Source organism: Neobacillus sp. NPDC058068, assembly GCF_042885335.1.
In the GTDB taxonomy this organism is placed as follows: Bacteria; Bacillota; Bacilli; order Bacillales; family Cytobacillaceae; genus Neobacillus.
The window spans coordinates 174,549-196,741 of the sequence record NZ_JBHVSI010000008.1 but is presented as its reverse complement, the minus strand read 5'-3'; the positions used below and the strand labels follow the sequence as shown (position 1 = coordinate 196,741).

Genomic DNA, 22,193 nt, shown 5'->3' with positions numbered 1-22,193 from the left:
GTTCCTGTATCATTTCAGGAACCCTTTCATTTATTAATTTGTCCTCATTTTGTCTTTATTCTCTTTTGGGTAGATCTGCAGCATTTGCTGTATCAATTTCACCATGGCGCAATAAATATTGTAAAATTCCTTTTTTTATGTAAATAATTATATAAGGTAAGAAATAAAATGAACAATCATTCATAATTACGAAGGGGTTTGTCAAAATGGCAAAAGCATCGTACATCGAGGATTTTCACAAATGGGAGCAGGAGTTTGTATTTAATATCCCAGTCACGGTTCGTTTTTCCGAGACGGATATGTTTGGGCACATGAATAATACGGTTCCGTTCGTTTATTTTGAAGCGGCTAGGATTGAATTTTTTCAAGCCATCGGGTTAATGCAAGCATGGACACGGCCGGAAAGTGAAACGATTCCTGTGGTTGCAGATCTTCAATGTGACTTTTTACAGCAAATCTTTTTCGATGAGAAGCTAACCATTTATGTGAAGGCACAATCTGTTGGGAGTTCGTCGGTCGACATTCACTATCTGGCGAAAAAAGAAGATGGCTCTGCGGGGTTTGTTGGCAGAGGAACGATGGTGCAAATCTCGAAAAGGACGGGCAGAGGGTTTGAGTGGACAGAGGAAATGAAAAATTTACTTGTCAGCTGCAAAAAAGTTGGAATATAATCAGATTTTTTTTAACAAAAACGTTCTCCTTATAGCAAATATAGTCACTTCATTTGTACCCTTCACATAAGATATGGTGACTAAATATATACCCACCCCACGATTCATTACTGGCGAAGGCAAGGAGGGTTACATTACTTGAAGGAGAACGATTATAATCACAAGCCATTACTCACCAAACGAGAAAGAGAAGTATTCGAACTGTTAGTACAAGACAAAACAACGAAGGAAATCGCTGGTGAATTATTTATAAGCGAAAAAACGGTTCGGAATCATATTTCAAACGCCATGCAAAAGCTTGGTGTCAAGGGGCGTTCACAAGCAGTTGTAGAGCTCCTTCGAATGGGAGAGCTAGAACTTTAGACATGGCCGGCATCCATTATTGGACGCCGGTTATTTTGATTGGAAAATCTATTTTGGAATAATTCATATTATGAAGTTGGTAAATCTAAAAATCTTGTAAATATTTGACTATTCTAAAAAAATTCGATAATATAAAATGGGGATAAAAGAAAATAATACATACTCTCGATAAAAGTGCCATCATACTGTTTTTAAAAAGCAGCATAGGGCGAAATTGGGCTGGACAATTCAGTCGAGCTAGACTTAAGCCAGGATGGGACGTTGTCCTATCTTGGCTTTTTTACATATTATTTGGAAAAAATTTAAAGGGGAAGGAACTGAGTAAAGAGAGATGAACAGTTCTATTAAAGTAAGTAAACATGAAAAGAAGCTCCTTTTAAACAATTATCTTGAGGAAAATGTAATCAGGTGTCACACATTGTTGACCAGTAACCAAGATGCAATTTTTGCCATGGATTTAGAGGGTTATTTTGTTCTAGTAAATCCAGCATATGAGAAATTAACAGGCTATTCAGCGGAAGAGGCTGTTAGCCTGAAACTTCAATCGCTTATTCCTGTTGAGAACTTGGATAAAGTATTTCACCATTTTCACAAAGCGGTATTAGGTCAATTTCATAATTTCGATTGCAGGATGACAAATAAAATTGGGCAAACCCTTGATATTAATTTAACAAATATTCCAATTAGCGTGGATGACCAAATTGTCGGGGTCTATGGTGTAGCTAAGGATATTACCCAATTAAAAAGGAAAAAAGAAGAAGTAAGAAAAATGGAGGAAATCCATCGGTCATTGACAGAAAATGTCTTTGATATTATTGTCAGCACGAATTTGCAAGGGGAACTTCTTTATGTCTCACCGGCATGCGAACATATCCTTGGTTATACTCGTGAAGAATTGCTAAACCGCAATAGCTTATCATTACTTCATGTCGATGATCGGGACAGGGCATATGCGGACATTAAAGGTGCCCTCATCAACCAAGAAAATGGGAGCGGTTCGTATCGGATTAATAAAAAGGACGGAAGTTTTATTTGGGTGGAAATCCTTTGTAAACCAATTGTTGATCCTGATACTCGTTTTATTGTAGAAGTGGTCAGCGTCATTAGGGATATATCGGAACGAAAAAGAGCCGAAGAAGAGGCCGAAAAACGTGAAGAAACTTATCGAGATTTAGTGGAAAATTCACCTGACGCAGTGATTATTGCCAGAGGGTGTGAAATGTTATTTATTAATGAAACGGGCAGGAGATTATTAGGTGCTTCAAATAAGGAGGACATTTTAGATAAGAATCTCTTAGATCTCATTCATCCTGATTTACAGGAAACAGCAAGAAAGCGGACCGAATTTATTAATAATAATGAAGCTTTAATGGATTTTTTTGAATTCAAACTTATCCGTTTGGATGGCACTTTTATTGAAGCAGAAGCAAAATGTATGCCCACTATTTATGAAAATAAGCCGGCACAGCATATCATTTTCAGGGATATAACGGAACGCAAAAAAACACGGCAGCTGTTACTTAACTCAGAAAAATTAACGATTGCTGGACAGCTGGCAGCAGGCGTCGCGCACGAGGTCCGTAATCCACTTACCGCGATTAAAGGGTTTTTGCAGTTAATGGAAGCTCAAGTGGATAATAAAACATACTTCACGATTATTCAATCGGAAATGGAGAGAATTGAAATCATCCTCAGTGAGTTATTGCTGCTAGCCAAACCACAGGATTTTAAATTTGTAAAAGAGAATCTCAAAGTGTTAATTGATAATGTGAAAACGCTAATTGATACACAGGCAATTTTGAATAATATTCAGGTGGAAATTGTAAATGATTGTGAAAATTTAACGATTAGATGTGATAAAAACCAATTAAAACAAGTATTTATTAATCTCTTAAAGAACGCCATCGAGGCGATGAATAAGGGTGGGATAATTACGATTGAGATAAAAGAATATGGTCTTGATAAAGTTAAGATCTATATTAAAGACACTGGAAATGGAGTCCCCGAGCAAATTTTAAATCGGATTGGCGAGCCGTTCTTCACAACAAAAGAAAGCGGCACTGGTTTGGGAATCATGATTTCTAAACAAATTATTGAAAATCATAATGGAAAGTTCCATTTTTGGAGCGATGGGAATGGAACGATGATAGAGGTTATTTTGCCGATAAGTTAACAAAATTGTAAGCCTTTTTGCATGCTGTTTTTCAACAAGTTGTACTTGAAATTTTAGCGGAAAAAGTAGAAAATAAGTACAAGCTATACGATATTTATATCGGAAAAGTGCTTTGTTTTTTATTAAAAAGTCTTAGAGAGCAGCATAAATTAGGAGTGTATATTAAATGAAACGGGAAAATTCACAACAAGTGAATGGGGATATTGTCGCGAATATTGAAAAGGATTTGCGCTATATTTCAGGAATTATCAAGCAAAAAGGAAGAGAAATGTTAAGCAATTATAAGATTACTCCTCCACAATTTGTTGCCTTACAATGGCTGTTTGAGGATGGCGATATGACAATTGGGGAGCTTTCTAATAAAATGTATTTGGCCTGCAGTACAACCACTGACCTCGTTGACCGGATGGAGAAAAATGTCCTTGTTGAGCGGGTAAAGGATCCGAGCGACCGTCGTGTGGTGCGGATTCATTTGCTTGAAGAGGGCAATAGAATTATTGATGAAGTAATCAAGAAGCGGCAAGTGTATTTGCAGGAAGTATTAGTAAATTTCTCTAAGGAAGAAATTCAAATTCTACAAAGCAGCATGATGAAACTGCATCAGGAAATGCGTTAAATGAGGCGAGAAGTTTGAAACAACCAATTGGTGTAATAGATTCCGGTGTGGGTGGACTAACTGTTGCCAAAGAGGTGATGCGGCAGCTGCCAAACGAGAAAATTATCTATTTGGGGGATACAGCGCGTTGTCCATATGGCCCTAGGACTTCGAAGGAAGTAAAACGGTTCACCTGGGAACTAACTACTTTTTTATTAGAAAAAAATATTAAGATGCTGGTTATTGCCTGTAACACGGCAACGGCGGCAGCTCTTGATGAAATTCGCAAGGAACTGAAAATACCTGCCCTTGGTGTTATTAATCCAGGGGCGCGTGCGGCGATTAAGCGGACGAAAAACTATCGGGTCGGCATTATCGGCACGGAGGGTACAGTCAAAAGCGGCGCCTATGAAAAGGCCTTGAAATCGCTAAATAGCCGGCTTTTTGTTACAAGCCATGCCTGTCCAAAGTTTGTTCCTCTTGTAGAGAGCAGCGAATTTGAGGGTCCGATTGCTGAAAGAATTGTTGAGGAAGCCTTAAAGCCGCTGCAGAACCAAAATTTAGATACGCTCATATTAGGCTGCACACATTATCCATTACTCGAGCCGCTTATAAATAAGGTAATGGGTGAAAAAGTTAGCGTTATTAGTTCTGGCGATGAGACGGCCCATGAGATAAGTGCCATCCTTCAATATAACGGGCTGCTCGACACGGGTGATGAAGAGCCGGAGCATGAATTTTACACGACCGGTTCGAGAAGAATATTTTCAAAAATCGCTTCACAGTGGCTCGGGATACCGATTAATAATGTGAAAAAAATTAAACTTTGACGTGGCTCCCCCTACTAATTATGGTAGGGGATTTTTATTATGCACGTTAAACGAGAAAAAGGGCCCCGACGGTAACAAAAAGGCTGCCGATTCCCCCAAGAAAAGAGTCCATAAAAATTTCTTTCAGAAGGCGGTCTATTTTTTCGCCGGGCTCGTATATATGATAGTACAAACTGTCTTGGGGGGGAATTTATGTGTCGAAAAATAAAGCGAAAATTCTAGGTGTGACTGTGCTTTCTTCAACAGTGATGCTTTCTGGCTGCGGCTTGTTTGGCGGTGAAACAAAGAAGAAAATCGATCCGCCAAAAACCGTGGCTGTCGGAGATAAAAAAGCTAGTAAGGAAACGGCTGCAAAAGAAAAAGGTCAGGTTGAAAACACGGTAAAAACAGAACTTTATTTGATTGATAAAAACGGATATGTTGTACCGCAAACATTGAATCTGCCGAAAACCACTTCAGTCGCCAAACAGGCACTTGAATATTTAGTGGCAAACGGCGCTGTCTCCAACATGCTCCCGAATCATTTTCGAGCCGTCCTGCCTGAGGACACAGTGCCTACTGTTGATATAAGTAAAGACGGTGTCGCCACCGTTGACTTCTCGAAGGAATTTAAGAATTATCAGCCTGAAGATGAGATGAAAATCCTGCAATCGGTCACATGGACGCTGACACAATTTAATAATATTAATTCAGTCAAGCTTAAAATGAATGGGCATGAACTGACTGAAATGCCAGTCAACGGAACCCCTATCAGCGAATATCTCTCAAGGGCCTCCGGAATCAATTTGGATACAACCGATGTTGTTGATATTACCAATACAAAACCTTTGACTGTTTATTATGTTGGCGGCGAAGAGAACTCCTATTACTTTGTTCCGGTTACTCGCCGAGTAAGCAATAAGGAAAAGGATAACTATGTGGCGGTTGTTAATCAATTAATCAAAGGACCGAGCGGGAAATCACCGCTAGTGTCGGAATTTATGTCTGACGTCAAGCTATTAGAGGCTCCGAAATATGCGGATGGCACTGTTACCTTGAACTTCAATAAGAATATCTTTGGCGGCATTGAGGATAAAGAAATTTCCCAATCCTTATTGGATGCCCTTGTACTGTCATTGACTGAACAAAATGGAGTGGAAAAAGTCGCCGTTCAAGTTGATGGTAAAGCAGATATCAAAAATGATAAAGGTAAAAAACTGTCCGAACCAGTAACTCGTCCAGAAAAAGTCAACACAGGTAGTTTTTAAAAAATAATTTTTGTTATACTATATAGTGACCATGAAAGAGGTTGGCCCGAATGCCGCCTCTTCTTTATTTGGTATTATCTGTTGCGATGTTAATACCAATTTCAAAAAAAGGTAAATTAAGGGAGGAAGTTTTGTGCGTGTTGATGGAAGAGAGCAGTTGCAGCTGCGGCCGATACATATTGATACCAATTATTTAATGCATCCTGAAGGCTCTGTCCTTATTTCGGTAGGAAATACGAAGGTGATTTGCACTGCCAGTATAGAAGATAGAGTTCCGCATTTTATGAGAGGGGAAGGCAAAGGCTGGATCACCGCTGAGTACTCGATGCTCCCGAGAGCAACAGAAACGAGAAACATTCGTGAATCCTCAAAAGGGAAGGTCTCAGGTAGGACAATGGAAATCCAGCGATTAATTGGCCGTGCCTTGAGAGCAATTGTCGATCTTGAGGTACTTGGTGAAAAAACAGTTTGGATTGATTGTGATGTCATTCAAGCCGATGGCGGAACGCGAACGGCTTCTATTACGGGTGCATTTGTCGCAATGGCGCTCGCGTTAAATTCATATGCTGCGAAAAAATCATTTTCAAAGTTTCCAATAACCGATTATTTAGCAGCAACCAGTGTCGGGATTTTACAAAATAACCAAACGGTTTTAGACTTAAACTATGCTGAAGATTCCAAGGCTCAGGTCGATATGAATGTGGTCATGACTGGGAATGGGGAATTTGTTGAATTACAGGGAACAGGTGAAGAAGCAACGTTTTCCTATGATCAGCTTCAAGGCCTGTTACATGCGGCTCAAGAGGGAATCGTGGAATTATTTGAACAACAAAAAGCAGCCCTTGGTGAGGAAATAACCAAAAAAATTGATAGCAGAAGAAAGAAATAAGAGGGGATTACAATGAACGAAGTTATTATTGCTACTAAGAATCCAGGAAAAGCTAGGGAATTTGAGCATATTTTTGCGAGCAGGGGAATCGTGGTCCGGACATTGCTTGATTTTCCGGAAATCCCTGATGTGGAAGAAACGGGTTCAACCTTCGAGGAAAATGCCATTTTGAAAGCGGAGGCTGTCTCCAAAGCTCTTAATAAAATGGTGATAGGCGACGATTCCGGTCTGATGGTGGACGCACTTGAAGGAAGACCGGGAATCTACTCAGCACGTTATGCGGGCGAGCCGAAAAACGATCAAAACAATACTGATAAAGTCCTGTCCGAATTAAAAAACGTTCCAGAGGCGGAGAGAACAGCGCGATTCTACTGTGCGTTAGCAGTTGCCGTTCCGGGGCAGGAAACGATTACGGTGTCAGGCACCTGTGAAGGCCGGATTCTTGAAGAACGGAGAGGCTCAAATGGATTTGGCTATGATCCAGTCTTTTATGTGCCAGAACAAGGTTCAGCAATGGCTGAACTATCTTCAGATGAGAAAAATAAAATCAGCCACCGGGCCAATGCGCTAAAAAAATTGGATGTGGTGCTTGATTCAATTTTAAAGAGAGCCGGACAGTCATGAGCAAGGTGTTAGTCGTCAGCGATAGTCATGGATTGACGAAGGAGTTAGAGGTCCTAAAGGAACGGCATAAAGGGGAAGTAGAATTAATGATTCATTGCGGTGATTCAGAGCTGTCACCGGACGATAAAGCTATTTCTGGATATTTGACGGTCTTGGGGAATTGTGACTTCGGCGGAGGCTATCCATTGGAGGCAACTTCTGAGGTTGCTGGGCGAAAGTTCCTAGTTGCCCATGGGCATCGGTATTCTGTAAAATCCTCGTTGATGAATTTAAACTATAAGGCCAAGGAAGTAAAGGCCGATATCGTCTGTTTTGGACACTCGCATGTACTCGGGGCAGAAGTAATCGACGGTATCTTATTCTTAAATCCAGGGAGCATCCGTCTGCCGCGCGGGCGTATGGAAAAAACATATGTAATCCTTGATTTGCTTGATGAAAAAATAAAGCTGTCCGTGTTCGAAATAAATGGTCGCGAAATAACAGAACTGGCGCGGGAATTTGTAATACCAAAATGATGGGGGAATCTCTCCCCCTTTTCTTCTTTTAAAAAAATTGAAAAAACCTGTTGACTTTAAATTGCTAGGGTAATATAATAAATCTTGTCGCTGATACTTAAATACGTCCCAGTAGCTCAGCCGGATAGAGCATACGCCTTCTAAGCGTACGGTCGGGAGTTCGAATCTCTCCTGGGACGCCATACTACATACCAAAAAATATTTAACTCACTTTTAAAGTGAGTTTTTTTTGTTTTTTATTTATGTTAAACTATTTTTCAACGAATAAGCCAAAGGGCGGATTTTTATGAAAAAACGGGAACGAGCCAAAAGAATTGACAATGTGATCTTCTTCCCAGGAATGGAAAAGAGATTAACGGATAAAGGTTTAGAGAGCCTGCATAATAAAAAATTCAACGAAGCGATTACTCTTTTGGAAGAAGCAAAAGTGCTGGATCCTGAGAATGATGACATTTTAGTCGGACTTGTACTTGCCTATTTTGAAGCTGGTTCTTTTAAAAAAGCGAAAAAACTTGCGAATGAAATGCTGTTAAAAGGAATTGGCGACTATTTACAATTGGTGGATTTATATTTGACAATCCTCATTCAACTGCATGAATACCAGGAAATCGTCGAAACAATTGAGGCTTTATTAGAAGAAAAAGAGATTCCGCCGGAGAAAATTGATCATTTTTTAACCATCCTGCAATTTAGCAAGCGGATGGCGGAGAATCATCTTCAAGATGATAGTGAAGATGATCCGGAAGAAAGTGATCACAATAAGCTAAATCTGTTTGAAAACAACAATCTAAACCAACAAATGCTTCTTATTTCAGGTTTGGCGGAGAAAAATATTCGCCCCTATGTCCCGGAAATTGCCGATTATTTAAAAGCTGACAATGGCCATCCCTTTCTCAAAACGATTCTGTTAACACTATTAAAAGAGCAGGAAATTGATAAAGAAATAGTGGTCAAGAAATTCTCGCTGGAGGAAAACGTAATTCCTGCAAATCTGCCTGAGGTAAGGGGACAGCCCCGGATGGAAGAAGTAAAGGTGTTATTAGAAAGTGGCTTGGAAAGTAATAATCCAGTTCTATTTGAAAATACCATTGGAATGGTAGAGAGGGTTTTTTTTATTAGTTATCCGTTCAAGCTTGAACCGGATAACCCCGCTGCATGGGCTGGAGCCATTCAATTACTTGCCGAAGAATATCTAGGCTTAGATCCGAAAATAGGAGAAATTGCGAGGGAATACGCTGTTCACCCGAAAGAAATCGGGCAGGCGATTGTAAAAATAGAGGAGATTGAGAAAATTTCTTATCCTAATATATAGGCTTTGCTGTTGAAAGAAAACAAACCTATGATATAATGTAGGGGTTGCATTGTGTAAAAAACTATATTTTACATTTAAAAAATGGAAAAATGGCTTGATGTGCAAGACATTTTCCGACTCAAATTCGTTACGAATGATATGAGAATAGATTGTTGGAGGGAAAAAAGGTATGACAGCAAAATGGGAAAAATTAGAAGGAAACCGCGGCGTCCTTACAGTTGAAGTAAGTGCTGAAAAGGTTGGCCAAGGCTTAGACGCAGCATTCCAAAAAGTAGTTAAACAAGTAAGTGTTCCAGGCTTCCGTAAGGGGAAAATGCCTCGTGGAATGTTTGAGAAGCGCTTTGGTGTAGACGCACTTTACCAGGACGCATTAGATATCCTTCTTCCTGAAGCATATGGAAATGCAATCGACGAAACAGGAATCGAGCCTGTAGATCGTCCAGAAATCGACATTGAGCAAATGGAAAAAGGCAAAGAGCTTATCTTCAAAGCAACTGTTACTGTTAAGCCTGAAGTGAAATTGGGCGAATACAAAGGTATAGAAGTAGAAGCATTCGATACCGCTGTTACTGAAGAAGATGTTGCTAACGAATTAAAAACTCTTCAAGAGCGTCAAGCAGAGCTTGTTATCAAAGAAGAAGCCGCTGCTGAAAATGGTGATACAGTTGTTCTTGATTTTGAAGGATTTGTTAATGGCGAAGCATTCGAAGGCGGAAAAGCTGAGAACCACACTCTTGAATTAGGTTCAGGTTCTTTCATCCCTGGATTTGAAGAGCAGCTAGTAGGTGTAGCAGCCGGCGAATCTAAAGACGTGGAAGTAACATTCCCTGAAGAATACCATGCGGCGGAGCTTGCTGGTAAGCCAGCAGTTTTCAAAGTAACTGTTCATGAAATTAAAGGAAAAGAACTTCCTGAATTAGATGACGAGTTTGCAAAAGATGTTGACGATGAAGTTGAAACATTAGATGCACTTAAAGAAAAAATCAAAACTCGCTTAGAAGACAGCAAGAAGCATGAAGCTGAGCATCACCTACGTGATACAGTCGTTGAGACAGCTGCAGCAAACGCTGAAGTGGAAATTCCAGAAGTAATGGTTGAAACTGAAGTAAACCGGATGGTTCAAGAGTTCGAACAACGCTTACAAATGCAAGGGATGAACCTTGAGCTTTACTCCCAATTCTCAGGTCAAGACGAAAAAGCTTTACGTGAGCAAATGAAGGAAGAAGCAGGAAATCGCGTGAAAATCAACTTAACATTAGAAGCGATTGCGAAAGCAGAAAACCTTGAAGTATCAAACGAAGATGTTGATTCCGAGCTTGAAAAAATGGCTGGCATGTACAACATGACAGTTGACAGCATTAAACAAGCACTTGGCGGTTTAGAAGGCATTAAAGCAGATCTTCAACTTAAAAAAGCAGTAGACTTTCTTGTTGAGAACAAGAAATAATTTAATCTATGGCAAGGCGCGATTTTAATCGTGCCTTGTTTTATACATTTTTCAAATTACATATTATAATAAGTAGAGGGAAAGCTTTTTAACAAGCAGGAAAAAGTTCTCTCAAAGGCGAATAAATAATTTCCAAACGGCTTTAAGATTTATTTTGATATATAATGGTTAAGATTAATGAGTACATAGGTTTTTTAATTGGATGACACAAACAAAAGAAGAAAAAAGAAAACATAATGGCGGAAAGCTTTTTATTTCCAGTCGATTGGCTTCATGTGTTACAATGCAAAATACATACCATTTAAAAATAAGAAAAACTCGGACTTTGTTTGTGTTATTCGGTGCTTCAAATGGGGTTTAACACGTTTTAAGGGGTGAAAGGTTTGTTTAAATTTAATGATGAAAAAGGACAGCTAAAGTGTTCTTTCTGTGGCAAAACACAGGATCAGGTTCGTAAACTAGTTGCAGGACCGGGCGTTTATATCTGTGATGAATGTATCGAGCTTTGCACAGAAATCGTTGAGGAAGAGCTTGGGACAGAAGAAGAAGTAGAATTTAAAGATGTTCCAAAGCCGAAAGAAATCTGTGAAATTCTCAATGAATATGTCATCGGTCAGGACCAGGCAAAAAAATCGCTGTCGGTTGCGGTCTATAACCATTACAAGCGCATCAATTCTAACAGCAAAATTGATGATGTCGAGCTTTCAAAGAGTAATATTTGTATGATTGGACCAACAGGAAGCGGTAAAACATTATTAGCGCAAACATTAGCACGTATTCTGAATGTACCATTCGCAATTGCGGATGCTACTTCTCTTACTGAGGCGGGCTATGTCGGTGAAGACGTAGAGAACATTTTATTAAAATTGATTCAAGCGGCCGATTATGATGTGGAAAAAGCAGAAAAAGGGATTATCTATATTGATGAAATTGATAAAATTGCCCGAAAATCTGAAAATCCATCGATCACAAGAGATGTTTCCGGTGAAGGCGTTCAGCAGGCACTATTAAAAATTCTTGAAGGCACGGTGGCAAGTGTTCCGCCTCAAGGTGGCAGAAAGCACCCGCATCAAGAATTTATCCAAATCGATACAACTAATATTTTATTTATCTGTGGTGGAGCTTTTGACGGAATTGAACCGATCATCAAGCGCCGCTTAGGCCAAAAAGTAATTGGTTTTGGTTCAGGTCCGAAGCAGCAGGAAATTGACCAAAAAGAGCTTCTTTCAAAGGTATTGCCTGAGGATTTACTCCGTTTTGGATTAATTCCGGAATTCATCGGTCGTCTTCCGGTTATTGCCAGCCTCGAGCAGCTTGATGAAGCGGCATTAATTGAAATTTTAACAAAGCCAAAAAATGCGCTGGTTAAACAATATCAAAAAATGCTGGAAATCGATGAAGTTGAGCTGGAATTCGAAGAAGGCGCATTGACTGAAATCGCTAAAAAAGCAATTGAACGTAAAACGGGTGCCCGTGGTCTACGTTCGATCATTGAGGGAATCATGCTTGATGTCATGTTTGACCTTCCATCACGTGATGATATTACGAAGTGTATCATTACAAAGGATACCGTTATCGAAAACAGTATTCCGAAGCTAGTTTTAGAAGACGGAACCGTTATTGAAGAAAAATCAGCTTAATATCCAAGACCTTGCCTAATGGCTGGGTCTTTTTTTGCGTCAGTCTTATATTTTGTGGTTTATTCCGCCAATCTGCAGGAAATACTTATTAATATATATTGAGTATGAAGTGCAGGAGGGAAATGTATGAGTTGGACGGGGATTGCCTTATTTATACAGCTATTTTTCGGAATAATCATTGGGCTGTATTTTTGGAATTTGCTAAGAAACCAGCGGACGCAAAAAGTTTCCATTGATCGGGAATCCCGTAAGGAAATGGAGCAGCTCCGCAAAATGAGATCCATATCATTAACTGAACCATTAGCTGAGAAAGTTCGTCCTACAAGCTTCAAGGATATTGTAGGTCAAGAAGATGGGATAAAATCATTAAAAGCCGCTCTATGCGGACCGAATCCACAGCATGTGATTATTTACGGACCGCCGGGTATCGGGAAAACAGCAGCTGCCCGCCTCGTATTAGAGGAAGCAAAAAAGAATCAGAAGTCACCCTTTAAACCAGCTTCGGTTTTTATTGAATTAGATGCGACAACGGCACGATTCGATGAAAGGGGAATTGCCGACCCGCTTATTGGCTCTGTCCATGACCCGATTTATCAAGGGGCGGGAGCGATGGGGCAAGCGGGGATTCCACAGCCGAAACAGGGAGCGGTCACCAACGCTCATGGCGGAGTCCTTTTTATCGATGAAATCGGCGAATTGCACCCGATTCAAATGAACAAGCTGCTAAAAGTATTAGAGGATCGCAAGGTTTTCCTCGAGAGTGCCTATTATCACGAGGAAAATAATCAAATCCCTACACATATCCATGATATTTTTAAAAATGGCCTGCCCGCCGATTTTCGCCTAATTGGGGCAACAACAAGAACTCCGAGCGAAATTCCTCCCGCCATCCGTTCGCGCTGTATGGAGGTTTTCTTTCGCGATTTAACTCAGGAAGAAATTGTCAGTGTGGCGAAAAAGGCGGCTGATAAAGTAAACCTGCAAATAAATGATACAGGTGTGAATACCTTATCTACATATGCGCGAAATGGCCGTGAGACGGTCAATATGATTCAAATTGCTGCCGGACTTGCCATTACGGAAGACCGCACATATATCAAGGACGAAGATATTGAGTGGGTCATCCATTCCAGCCAGATGACGCCGCGGATGGAAAGAAAAATAAATGAAATTTCCCACGTGGGCCTTGTGAATGGACTTGCTGTATATGGACCGAATTCCGGTGCCTTGCTCGAAATTGAAGTGACAGTAATCCCTGCTAAGGACAAGGGAACCATCAATATTACCGGAATCGTCGAGGAAGAAAGCATTGGCGGCCAAGGGAAATCGATTCGTCGAAAAAGCATGGCGCGCGGGTCAATCGAAAATGTTATTACCGTTTTACGTTCGATGGGTGTGCCTGCTAACGATTATGATATCCACGTTAACTTCCCGGGCGGGGTTCCGATAGACGGCCCATCGGCGGGAATTGCGATGGCGACCGGGATTTATTCGGCCATTTATAAAATTCCGATTTATAACACGGTTGCAATGACCGGTGAAATCAGCATTCATGGTAATGTGAAACCAATCGGCGGTGTTTATCCTAAAGTGAAGGCGGCAAAAAAGGCTGGCGCCAAAATAGTGATCATTCCAGAAGAAAATATGCAAACCATCTTGAATGAGATTGACGGTATCCGGATTGTTCCAGTTACCCATCTCCATCAAGTATTTGAACTGGCACTGGTGAATGCCTATCCGAAAAAAGAAATGATTGACTTCTCGAAAAAAGAAGCCATTACCGCTTCGATTGATTTTTCAAAAAAAGAAACCATTTAATCAGAAAAGCGCAAGCGCCCGTTTAGCGGCGTATAGACTGGAGCGCTTCGACTGAGATAAAGGAAACACGATGAGCGGAGCGAATCGATGTTGACTTATCGTAGGGAGAAGAGCGAAGTCTACTAGCCGCTGGGGGCTGGAGCTGGACAATTCTCAAAGTCCAATGATTTTAACTCTGGTATTACATACTCCGGTTTGTTTTCAAACAAGCAAACCGGAGTTTTTTCGTGTAAATAGAAACGTCAAGGAAGAAATCTGATTAGTTGGGGAAAATAAAGTTATATTGAAAAAGTGAATACGATTTACTCTAAAAATAGACACTTAAAAACAAATGAGATAGAATTGTACAAAGACTATTCAACAAAAATTGATTAGTATATGGAGGTGCAGTATTTTGGCGAATAAAAACGAATTGACCGTCCCCCTCCTGCCGCTTCGGGGATTGCTTGTCTATCCGACAATGGTGCTTCATTTGGATGTAGGCCGGGAAAGATCGGTGCAGGCACTCGAAAAAGCAATGGTAGGCGACCATTTAATATTCTTAACAACTCAAAAAGATGTCTCAATCGATGAGCCTTCCGAAGAGGACTTATACAAGCTGGGAACGCTAACAAAGGTTAAGCAAATGCTAAAGCTGCCAAACGGCACGATTAGAGTACTAGTTGAAGGTCTAAACAGAGCGGAAATTGTCTCAATATATGATGGAGAAGATTATTACTCCGTCCGAATTGTCACTTTTGAGGATTCGGATACAAAAGATGTCGAAGACCAAGCCTTAATGAGAACAATGCTTGATTATTTCGAACAATACATAAAATTATCGAAAAAAATCTCGGCAGAAACATATGCCTCCGTTACCGACATTGAGGAACCTGGCAGAATGGCGGATATTATCGCTTCCCACCTGCCAATCAAGCTAAAGGAAAAGCAAGAAATCCTTGAGACAATTGATGTGAAACAAAGGGTAAACCGGGTAATTGACACGATCCACAATGAAAAAGAAGTTCTTAATCTTGAAAAGAAAATTGGTCAGCGTGTCAAGCGGTCGATGGAAAGAACGCAAAAGGAATATTATTTGCGTGAACAAATGAAGGCGATTCAGAAGGAATTAGGCGATAAAGAAGGCAAAACAGGTGAAATCGCCGAGCTCACGAAAAAAATCGAGCAAGCAGGCATGCCTGAACATGTTCTTAAAGCAGCTCTGAAAGAACTGGATCGCTACGAAAAGGTACCGACAAGTTCTGCAGAAAGTGCTGTCATTCGCAATTATATTGATTGGCTGATTTCCATCCCGTGGTCAAAAAAGACTGAAGACGATATTAATATTAACCGTGCTGAAAAGGTTTTAAATCAAGACCATTACGGCCTCGAAAAAGTAAAGGAACGGGTACTCGAATATTTAGCTGTTCAAAAGCTGACCAATTCCCTGAAAGGGCCGATTCTTTGTCTTGCCGGACCTCCGGGTGTTGGAAAAACAAGCCTTGCGCGCTCAATCGCCACATCGCTTAACCGTCACTTTGTCCGGATATCACTTGGCGGTGTCCGCGACGAGTCCGAAATTCGCGGTCATCGCAGAACGTATGTCGGAGCAATGCCTGGCCGCATTATTCAAGGAATGAAAAAAGCAGGAACGATTAACCCCGTCTTTTTGTTAGATGAAATCGATAAAATGTCGAGCGATTTCCGCGGGGATCCATCAAGCGCGATGCTTGAGGTCCTGGATCCCGAACAGAATCGGAATTTTAGCGACCATTATATAGAAGAAACGTACGATTTATCAAAAGTCATGTTCATTGCGACAGCTAATAATCTATCAACAATCCCTGCCCCGCTGTTAGACAGAATGGAAATCATCACCATCGCTGGCTATACGGAGCTGGAAAAAGTTCATATTTGCCGTGATCATTTGCTTCCAAAGCAAGTTGCCGAAAATGGACTTACAAAGGGAGTTCTTCAAGTCCGTGATGAGACAATCCTTAAAGTTGTCAGATATTACACACGCGAGGCTGGGGTTCGAAGCTTAGAACGCCAAATGGCAACCATCTGCCGGAAAACGGCGAAAATCATTGTCGCTGGTGAGAAGAAACGTGTCATTATTACTGAAAAGAATCTTGAAGAGTTTTTAGGGAAACCAAGGTTCCGCTATGGAATGGCGGAGGCGGAAGACCAAGTTGGGGTAGCAACAGGTCTAGCTTATACAACCGTTGGCGGCGACACCCTGCAAATTGAGGTATCGCTATCACCGGGAAAAGGTAAGCTTGTTCTAACCGGTAAACTTGGTGACGTTATGAAAGAATCAGCTCAGGCAGCTTTTAGCTATATTCGTTCGAAGGCAAAGGAATTGGGGATTGAAGAAAATTTTCATGAAAAATATGATGTCCATATTCACGTTCCCGAAGGTGCGGTTCCGAAGGACGGTCCTTCAGCCGGTATTACCATGGCTACGGCCCTGATTTCAGCTTTAACGGGCAGACCAATCCGGCGCGAGGTAGGAATGACAGGCGAGATTACGTTAAGAGGCAGAGTACTTCCGATTGGCGGTTTAAAAGAGAAAACCCTCAGTGCCCATCGAGCAGGTCTGACGAAGGTTATTCTTCCGAAAGACAATGAAATGGATATCGATGACATTCCGGAAAGTGTCCGTAACGAATTGGAATTTGTCCCGGTAACCCATTTGGATGAAGTTCTAAAGCATGCCCTTTTAGAAGGTGGAAGAGAATGAAGGTAGTCAGTTCAGATATTGTAATAAGTGCGGTTAAACCGGAACAGTACCCGGAAACAGCATTGCCCGAATTTGCGCTCGCTGGGCGCTCAAATGTCGGCAAGTCTTCTTTTATCAATAAGATGCTTAATCGAAAGGGCTTAGCGCGGATTTCTTCCAAGCCCGGTAAAACACAAACATTAAACTTCTTTCTTATTAATGAAGTGCTTCACTTTGTCGATGTCCCGGGCTATGGATATGCAAAGGTTTCAAAGACGGAGCGTGCCGCATGGGGAAAGATGATTGAGACTTATTTTACGACTCGAGAGCAGTTAAAGGCAGCTGTTTTGATTGTTGATTTGCGCCATCCGCCTACTGCAGACGATGTGATGATGTACGAATTTTTAAAGCATTACGACATCCCCTGCGTCATCATTGCAACGAAGGCAGATAAAATTCCTAAGGGAAAATGGCAAAAACATTTAAAGGTAACAAAAGAGACATTAGACCTTGATGCTAACGACCATATTATCGTCTTCTCATCAGAAACAGGTGAAGGAAAAGATAAGGCGTGGTCGATTCTCGAAAGCTATATGTGAAAAAACGCCGGGCACATTTGATGTGCCAGGCGTTTATTTTTTTCTTTTTAGTAGAAAATAGATACCAACAACGATTAACAGTGCGGGCCAAAATTTCCAGATGAAGCTCATTCCATTTTGGAGCAAACCAAAGTAGCCGGCAATTTTATCATAAAATAGCAGCATGACTGATAAAATGAGAAAGAGAAAAGCCTGAAACAAGCCAGAGCCGGTCTTTTGAAACCGAAGAAAAAATCCGATTGAAATAATCAAGATTAACATGCCGATATGATTCGGCGGCCAGAACGACACACGGCCGGCAAGATAGAATTGAAGACCAAATCCTGCCATAATGACCCCGGGAAGAACGGCCTCGTAATCCTTAGCCAAATACCCTTGCCCTAAAAAGGCGGCACCAACAATGATGATCAGGGTCGGCCATGTTGAAATTTGTTGAAAAAAGCTCAATCCAGTTTGCTGTAATAAAAAATATGCGCCAAATCCAATCAGGATTATTCCAGGGAATATTCGCTGGTTTTTCATCACTAAACACCGCTTCCAGTAAGGTTCACTTGAATCATATCTGTTTTTTTGATACTGTACATAGGGAAGTATATAAACATATCCTATTCAATTTCTAATATTACCACAATAGTTTCGTTTTCTGTTCACATTTATCGGGTAAAAGTCGAAATTGCTCGTGATATAATTTTACTAGTTGAAAATGTATTATTTAGTGGGGGTGTCCAAAACATATGCATATATTAGTGCTCGGTCTTAATTATAAAACTGCCCCTGTAGAAATCCGTGAGCGGTTGACCTTTAATGAAGCCGATCTTGTGGATGCCATTAAGAAGTTAAACTCCAAAAAAAGCATCCTGGAAAATATCATCTTGTCTACGTGTAATCGAACGGAAATTTATGCGGTTGTCGACCAGCTACATACAGGCCGCTATTATATGAAAGAATTTCTGTCCGAATGGTTCGGAATGGAACAGCAAGAGTTTTCGCCATTTTTATTTGTTTACGAAGACGATGGTGCGGTAGAACATTTATTCAATGTGACTTGCGGCTTGAACTCCATGGTTTTAGGGGAAACGCAAATCCTTGGGCAGGTACGGACGAGCTTCATGTCAGCTCAAGCGGAAGAAACGACCGGTTCCGTGTTTAACCACTTGTTTAAACAGGCAATCACCCTGGCAAAACGCGGTCACTCAGAAACAGAGATCGGTGCAAATGCCGTTTCTGTCAGCTATGCGGCGGTGGAACTTGCGAAGAAAATCTTCGGCTCCCTTGCTGGGAAGCATGTCTTGATTTTTGGAGCGGGAAAAATGGGCGAACTCGCAGCCCAAAACTTGCACGGTAACGGCGTGAAAAAAGTAACAGTCATCAATCGGACGTATGATAAAGCGAAGGCGCTTGCGGGCCGTTTTAATGGTGAAGCAAGAAAAGCAGCTGAATTGGAGAAGTCACTGGTGGAGGCCGATATCCTCATCAGCTCGACTGGTGCAAAAGGCTTCGTCATTTCAAAAGAAATGATGGCAAAGGTCGAAAAGAAGCGCAAGGGCAAACCGTTATTTATGGTTGATATAGCCGTACCGCGTGACTTGGACCCTAGAATAGCCGAGCTTGAAAACATCTTTTTATATGATATTGACGACCTAGAAGGAATTGTCGAGGCCAATCTGCAAGAGCGTAAGAAAGCAGCTGAAAAAATCGGGCTCATGATTGAAAAAGAAATCGTGGAATTTAACCAGTGGCTTGGAATGCTCGGCGTGGTTCCGGTTATATCCGCTCTTAGGGAAAAGGCATTAGCGATTCAGGCGGAAACAATGGATAGCTTGGAGCGAAAACTGCCGAACTTAACGGATCGGGATATTAAAGTATTAAATAAACATACAAAGAGTATCATCAACCAACTCTTAAAGGATCCGATTTTACAAGCAAAAGAATTGGCTGCAAGACCCGATGCTGATCAGGCGATGGGTTTATTTATGAAAATATTTAATATTGAAGAGCATGCCCAGGAACAACATTCGAAAGCAGCCGAAACCAATAACATGCCGGTCCAAGAAGTTCAGGCTTCCTTTCGGTCATAGAGGGGGCCTCGTCTATGATTGAAGTCTTCATGACAAGGATTCATGAATTAACAGTAGTCGTATACGCCTTCAGTGTACTGCTTTATTTCTTTGATTTCCTACATCATAACCAGAAGGCAAACCGCATTGCCTTCTGGTTACTTGCATTTGTATGGATATTGCAGACCGTTTTTCTATCTTCCTATATGATAAGAACAGGCAGGTTCCCTGTGTTAACAATCTTTGAGGGACTCTATTTTTATGCTTGGGTATTAGTCACATTGTCACTTGGGATAAATCGGTTATTGCGGGTTGACTTTATCGTTTTTTTTACGAATATACTTGGCTTTATCGTCATGGCGATTCATACCTTTGCCCCGATGCAATATCATTCCCATATCATGGCCAAACAGCTTGTGTCTGAACTGCTGTTAATCCATATCACAATGGCGATTCTGTCTTACGGAGCCTTTTCATTGTCGTTTGTCTTTTCGACGTTATACCTGCTTCAGTACGATTTATTAAAGAGAAAAAAATGGGGAACCAGACTCATTAGACTCGCAGATTTAGAGAAGCTAGAAAGATTATCATACATATTTGCAGTCATCGGTGTTCCCATGCTGCTCCTGAGCCTTATTCTTGGTCTGCAGTGGGCGTTTCTAATGGTTCCGGGAATGCCATGGTACGATATGAAAATCATCGGCTCATTCATATTGTTGACGGCTTATAGCATTTTCCTATACCTGCGGATTGTGAAAAACCTGTCCGGCAGAAAATTAGCGATTTGGAATACAGCATCTTTTTTAATTGTTATCATTAACTTTTTCTTATTTGGTCAATTATCATCCTTTCATTTATGGTACGCATAAGAAAAGCGAAGGTGCCCGTTTAGCGGCGCTAGAGCTGGACAATACTCAAAGTCGAATGATATAGATTTTTGTAATGAAACCATAGGAGGCAATCATGCGAAAAATTATTGTAGGTTCCAGACGAAGCAAGTTGGCATTAACACAAACAAATTGGGTAATGGACCAGTTGAAGAAGCTTGATCCATCCTTCGAATTTGAAGTAAAAGAAATTGTTACAAAAGGCGACCAAATCCTTGATGTTACCCTTTCGAAGGTAGGCGGTAAAGGTTTGTTTGTAAAGGAAATTGAGCAGGCGATGCTTGATAAAGAGATTGATATGGCTGTTCATAGTATGAAAGATATGCCGGCTGTATTGCCGGAGGGTCTCACTATCGGCTGTATTCCTTTCCGTGAAGACCACCGCGATGCCCTTATTTCAAGAGGTCACGTGAAATTAAACGATTTGAAGCCAGGTGCGATCATCGGCACGAGCAGCCTGCGCCGCAGTGCCCAGTTGTTAGTGCAGCGCCCGGATATAGAGATTAAATGGATCCGCGGCAATGTCGATACACGATTAGCAAAACTAGAGACTGAGGAATACGATGCAATTATTTTAGCAGCAGCAGGTCTTTCCCGCCTTGGCTGGGCGTCTGACGTGGTAACTGAATTTTTGGATGCTGAACTTTGTATTCCTGCCGTTGGCCAAGGGGCATTATCGATTGAATGCCGTGAAGACGATAAAGAACTACTAGAGCTGTTTGAAAAATTCACCTGCAAAAAAACAGAAAGAGCCGTTCGCGCTGAGCGCGCCTTCCTGCAAAAAATGGAGGGCGGCTGTCAGGTACCAATAGCTGGTTTTGCTCGTGTTGAAGAGAACGATGAAGTGGTCTTAAATGTTTTAGTTGCTTCTCCTGAAGGTCAAGAAATTTTCAAAGAAGAACTTAGAGGGCAAAATCCGGAAGAGCTTGGCATTCAAGCTGCTGACTTATTAATTAAAAGAGGAGCCAAGGACCTGATTGAAAAGGTCAAACGGGAGCTCGAGGGTCAATGATAAAATCCTTGCCATTGCTTGAAAAGAAAGTCCTTGTTCCAAGAGGAGAAGGTCAAGCAGGCTCCTTTTCCAAGCTTGTTGAAAGGGCTGGAGGGATTCCGATTGAAATCCCTCTGATTGCCTTTCGTCCGCTTGAAAAAAACGAGCGTCTTCTAGAAGCAATGAAGGTCCTTGATACATATGACTGGATTATTTTTACGAGCAATGTCACGGTCGAAACCTTCTTTTCTTTTTATGAAGAGGCTGGTGTCGATTTTCCAAAGATCGCTGTGATTGGGAAAAGGACGGCAGAGGTCTTGCAGGAGCGGGAGCTTCGTGCAGAATTTATCCCATCGGCATATGTGGCGGAAGTATTTGCTGAAGAGTTCTTGCCTTATATCCACAGTGGTTCCCGGGTCTTGCTGCCGAAAGGAAATCTCGCCCGCGAATATATCGCCAGCTCCTTGTCAAGTGTTGGTGCTTTGGTTGATGAGGTCGTCATTTATGAAACGTACATGCCGGAAGAGAGCGGAGTAAAGCTCGCAGAAATGCTGGCTGGCAACCAGCTTGATATCCTGACGTTTACAAGTCCATCGACGGTCGATCATCTGATGAAAGTTGTGAAGGAATATCGACTAGAAGAGCAGCTGAGAAACTGTGTAATCGGCTGCATCGGACCCGTAACAGAGAAGAAATTACATGCTTATGGATTGACAGTTCATGCTTCTCCAGAGGAGTACACCGTGGCAGAAATGATCAAAAGCTTGATAGCTTATTTAGAGGAAACTGGGGATTGAGGTGGCGGGCTATCCGCCAGTAAAGTGGCGCAACCGC

General features: G+C 41.4%; 20 protein-coding genes and 1 tRNA gene. 20 read left to right on the top strand and 1 reads right to left on the bottom strand.

All coding sequences use genetic code 11. The features are described 5' to 3' along the window. Positions 1 to 206 precede the first annotated feature (206 nt). The 16 genes from ACFVSW_RS11695 to yihA all read left to right on the top strand — a co-directional run bounded on the left by ACFVSW_RS11695 (position 207) and on the right by yihA (position 17,424). A complete protein-coding gene (locus tag ACFVSW_RS11695) occupies positions 207 to 671 on the top strand; it encodes an acyl-CoA thioesterase (protein WP_387316003.1) in 465 nt (154 codons plus the stop codon). A gap of 138 nt (positions 672 to 809) precedes the next feature. After that, positions 810 to 1,034: a spore germination transcription factor GerE gene (gene gerE, locus ACFVSW_RS11690; protein WP_007087335.1), complete on the top strand. Its 225-nt coding sequence runs from the start codon at positions 810 to 812 to the stop codon at positions 1,032 to 1,034. A gap of 421 nt (positions 1,035 to 1,455) precedes the next feature. After that, positions 1,456 to 3,207: a PAS domain S-box protein gene (locus tag ACFVSW_RS11685; RefSeq protein ID WP_387315999.1), complete on the top strand. Its 1,752-nt coding sequence runs from the start codon at positions 1,456 to 1,458 to the stop codon at positions 3,205 to 3,207. A 166-nt stretch (positions 3,208 to 3,373) separates the two neighbouring features. Then, positions 3,374 to 3,823, top strand: coding sequence for a MarR family winged helix-turn-helix transcriptional regulator (locus ACFVSW_RS11680; protein ID WP_387315996.1), 450 nt, complete (start codon positions 3,374 to 3,376; stop codon positions 3,821 to 3,823). Positions 3,824 to 3,837: 14 nt separating this feature from the next. Next, a complete protein-coding gene (racE, locus tag ACFVSW_RS11675) occupies positions 3,838 to 4,632 on the top strand; it encodes a glutamate racemase (RefSeq protein WP_387315993.1) in 795 nt (264 codons plus the stop codon). Between the two features lie 194 nt (positions 4,633 to 4,826). Beyond that, positions 4,827 to 5,879, top strand: a complete 1,053-nt coding sequence (locus ACFVSW_RS11670) for a GerMN domain-containing protein (protein WP_387315991.1) — start codon at positions 4,827 to 4,829, stop codon at positions 5,877 to 5,879. Between the two features lie 133 nt (positions 5,880 to 6,012). After that, positions 6,013 to 6,768 (top strand): ribonuclease PH, encoded by a 756-nt coding sequence (gene rph, locus ACFVSW_RS11665; RefSeq protein ID WP_387315989.1) that lies wholly within the window; start codon positions 6,013 to 6,015, stop codon positions 6,766 to 6,768. A 12-nt stretch (positions 6,769 to 6,780) separates the two neighbouring features. Next, on the top strand, positions 6,781 to 7,392 hold the full coding sequence (locus ACFVSW_RS11660) for an XTP/dITP diphosphatase (protein ID WP_387315987.1): 612 nt from the start codon (positions 6,781 to 6,783) through the stop codon (positions 7,390 to 7,392). Then, complete coding sequence (locus ACFVSW_RS11655; RefSeq protein WP_387315985.1) at positions 7,389 to 7,907, top strand: metallophosphoesterase family protein; 519 nt, start codon at positions 7,389 to 7,391, stop codon at positions 7,905 to 7,907. The genes ACFVSW_RS11660 and ACFVSW_RS11655 overlap by 4 nt, the downstream gene beginning before the upstream one ends. Positions 7,908 to 8,012: 105 nt before the next feature. Beyond that, positions 8,013 to 8,089 (top strand) — tRNA-Arg (locus ACFVSW_RS11650). Positions 8,090 to 8,193: 104 nt separating this feature from the next. Beyond that, positions 8,194 to 9,219 (top strand): tetratricopeptide repeat protein, encoded by a 1,026-nt coding sequence (locus ACFVSW_RS11645; protein WP_387315983.1) that lies wholly within the window; start codon positions 8,194 to 8,196, stop codon positions 9,217 to 9,219. Positions 9,220 to 9,388: 169 nt separating this feature from the next. Beyond that, positions 9,389 to 10,666 (top strand): trigger factor, encoded by a 1,278-nt coding sequence (gene tig / locus ACFVSW_RS11640; protein ID WP_387315980.1) that lies wholly within the window; start codon positions 9,389 to 9,391, stop codon positions 10,664 to 10,666. Between the two features lie 383 nt (positions 10,667 to 11,049). Further along, positions 11,050 to 12,306 carry an ATP-dependent protease ATP-binding subunit ClpX gene (gene clpX / locus ACFVSW_RS11635; RefSeq protein WP_387315977.1) on the top strand — a complete coding sequence of 419 codons (1,257 nt, stop codon included), beginning with the start codon at positions 11,050 to 11,052 and terminating at the stop codon, positions 12,304 to 12,306. Positions 12,307 to 12,432: 126 nt separating this feature from the next. Continuing rightward, positions 12,433 to 14,124, top strand: a complete 1,692-nt coding sequence (lonB, locus tag ACFVSW_RS11630) for an ATP-dependent protease LonB (protein WP_387315974.1) — start codon at positions 12,433 to 12,435, stop codon at positions 14,122 to 14,124. A gap of 394 nt (positions 14,125 to 14,518) precedes the next feature. Continuing rightward, positions 14,519 to 16,846, top strand: a complete 2,328-nt coding sequence (gene lon, locus ACFVSW_RS11625; protein ID WP_387315971.1) for an endopeptidase La — start codon at positions 14,519 to 14,521, stop codon at positions 16,844 to 16,846. Continuing rightward, on the top strand, positions 16,843 to 17,424 hold the full coding sequence (gene yihA, locus ACFVSW_RS11620; RefSeq protein WP_024029387.1) for a ribosome biogenesis GTP-binding protein YihA/YsxC: 582 nt from the start codon (positions 16,843 to 16,845) through the stop codon (positions 17,422 to 17,424). Before lon ends, yihA begins: the two co-directional genes overlap by 4 nt. Positions 17,425 to 17,457: 33 nt before the next feature. On the opposite strand, the gene ACFVSW_RS11615 is transcribed toward yihA, so the two are convergent. After that, entirely contained in the window at positions 17,458 to 17,946 is a 489-nt protein-coding gene (locus tag ACFVSW_RS11615; RefSeq protein WP_387315967.1) for a LiaI-LiaF-like domain-containing protein, read from the bottom strand. Positions 17,947 to 18,158: 212 nt separating this feature from the next. Here ACFVSW_RS11615 and hemA point away from each other — a divergent pair, with 212 nt between their 5' ends. The 4 genes from hemA (at position 18,159) to ACFVSW_RS11595 (ending at position 22,156) form a co-directional block, all read left to right on the top strand. After that, positions 18,159 to 19,502 (top strand): glutamyl-tRNA reductase, encoded by a 1,344-nt coding sequence (gene hemA, locus ACFVSW_RS11610; RefSeq protein WP_387315964.1) that lies wholly within the window; start codon positions 18,159 to 18,161, stop codon positions 19,500 to 19,502. 14 nt (positions 19,503 to 19,516) lie between these two features. Then, positions 19,517 to 20,350: a cytochrome C assembly family protein gene (locus ACFVSW_RS11605; protein WP_387315961.1), complete on the top strand. Its 834-nt coding sequence runs from the start codon at positions 19,517 to 19,519 to the stop codon at positions 20,348 to 20,350. Positions 20,351 to 20,444: 94 nt separating this feature from the next. After that, positions 20,445 to 21,380, top strand: a complete 936-nt coding sequence (hemC, locus tag ACFVSW_RS11600; RefSeq protein ID WP_387315959.1) for a hydroxymethylbilane synthase — start codon at positions 20,445 to 20,447, stop codon at positions 21,378 to 21,380. Then, complete coding sequence (locus tag ACFVSW_RS11595; RefSeq protein ID WP_387315956.1) at positions 21,377 to 22,156, top strand: uroporphyrinogen-III synthase; 780 nt, start codon at positions 21,377 to 21,379, stop codon at positions 22,154 to 22,156. Before hemC ends, ACFVSW_RS11595 begins: the two co-directional genes overlap by 4 nt. The last annotated feature ends 37 nt before the right edge of the window (positions 22,157 to 22,193 follow it).

What these genes read in the sequence shown, in the direction of transcription:
- ACFVSW_RS11695 (WP_387316003.1), top strand. Translation starts at nt 207, where the DNA reads ATGGCAAAAGCATCGTACATCGAGGATTTTCACAAATGGGAGCAGGAG.
- ACFVSW_RS11605 (WP_387315961.1), top strand. Translation starts at nt 19,517, where the DNA reads ATGATTGAAGTCTTCATGACAAGGATTCATGAATTAACAGTAGTCGTA.
- ACFVSW_RS11660 (WP_387315987.1), top strand. Translation starts at nt 6,781, where the DNA reads ATGAACGAAGTTATTATTGCTACTAAGAATCCAGGAAAAGCTAGGGAA.
- ACFVSW_RS11615 (WP_387315967.1), bottom strand. Translation starts at nt 17,946, where the DNA reads ATGAAAAACCAGCGAATATTCCCTGGAATAATCCTGATTGGATTTGGC.
- hemC (WP_387315959.1), top strand. Translation starts at nt 20,445, where the DNA reads ATGCGAAAAATTATTGTAGGTTCCAGACGAAGCAAGTTGGCATTAACA.
- ACFVSW_RS11645 (WP_387315983.1), top strand. Translation starts at nt 8,194, where the DNA reads ATGAAAAAACGGGAACGAGCCAAAAGAATTGACAATGTGATCTTCTTC.
- yihA (WP_024029387.1), top strand. Translation starts at nt 16,843, where the DNA reads ATGAAGGTAGTCAGTTCAGATATTGTAATAAGTGCGGTTAAACCGGAA.
- tig (WP_387315980.1), top strand. Translation starts at nt 9,389, where the DNA reads ATGACAGCAAAATGGGAAAAATTAGAAGGAAACCGCGGCGTCCTTACA.
- lonB (WP_387315974.1), top strand. Translation starts at nt 12,433, where the DNA reads ATGAGTTGGACGGGGATTGCCTTATTTATACAGCTATTTTTCGGAATA.
- ACFVSW_RS11680 (WP_387315996.1), top strand. Translation starts at nt 3,374, where the DNA reads ATGAAACGGGAAAATTCACAACAAGTGAATGGGGATATTGTCGCGAAT.
- ACFVSW_RS11595 (WP_387315956.1), top strand. Translation starts at nt 21,377, where the DNA reads ATGATAAAATCCTTGCCATTGCTTGAAAAGAAAGTCCTTGTTCCAAGA.
- ACFVSW_RS11655 (WP_387315985.1), top strand. Translation starts at nt 7,389, where the DNA reads ATGAGCAAGGTGTTAGTCGTCAGCGATAGTCATGGATTGACGAAGGAG.
- hemA (WP_387315964.1), top strand. Translation starts at nt 18,159, where the DNA reads ATGCATATATTAGTGCTCGGTCTTAATTATAAAACTGCCCCTGTAGAA.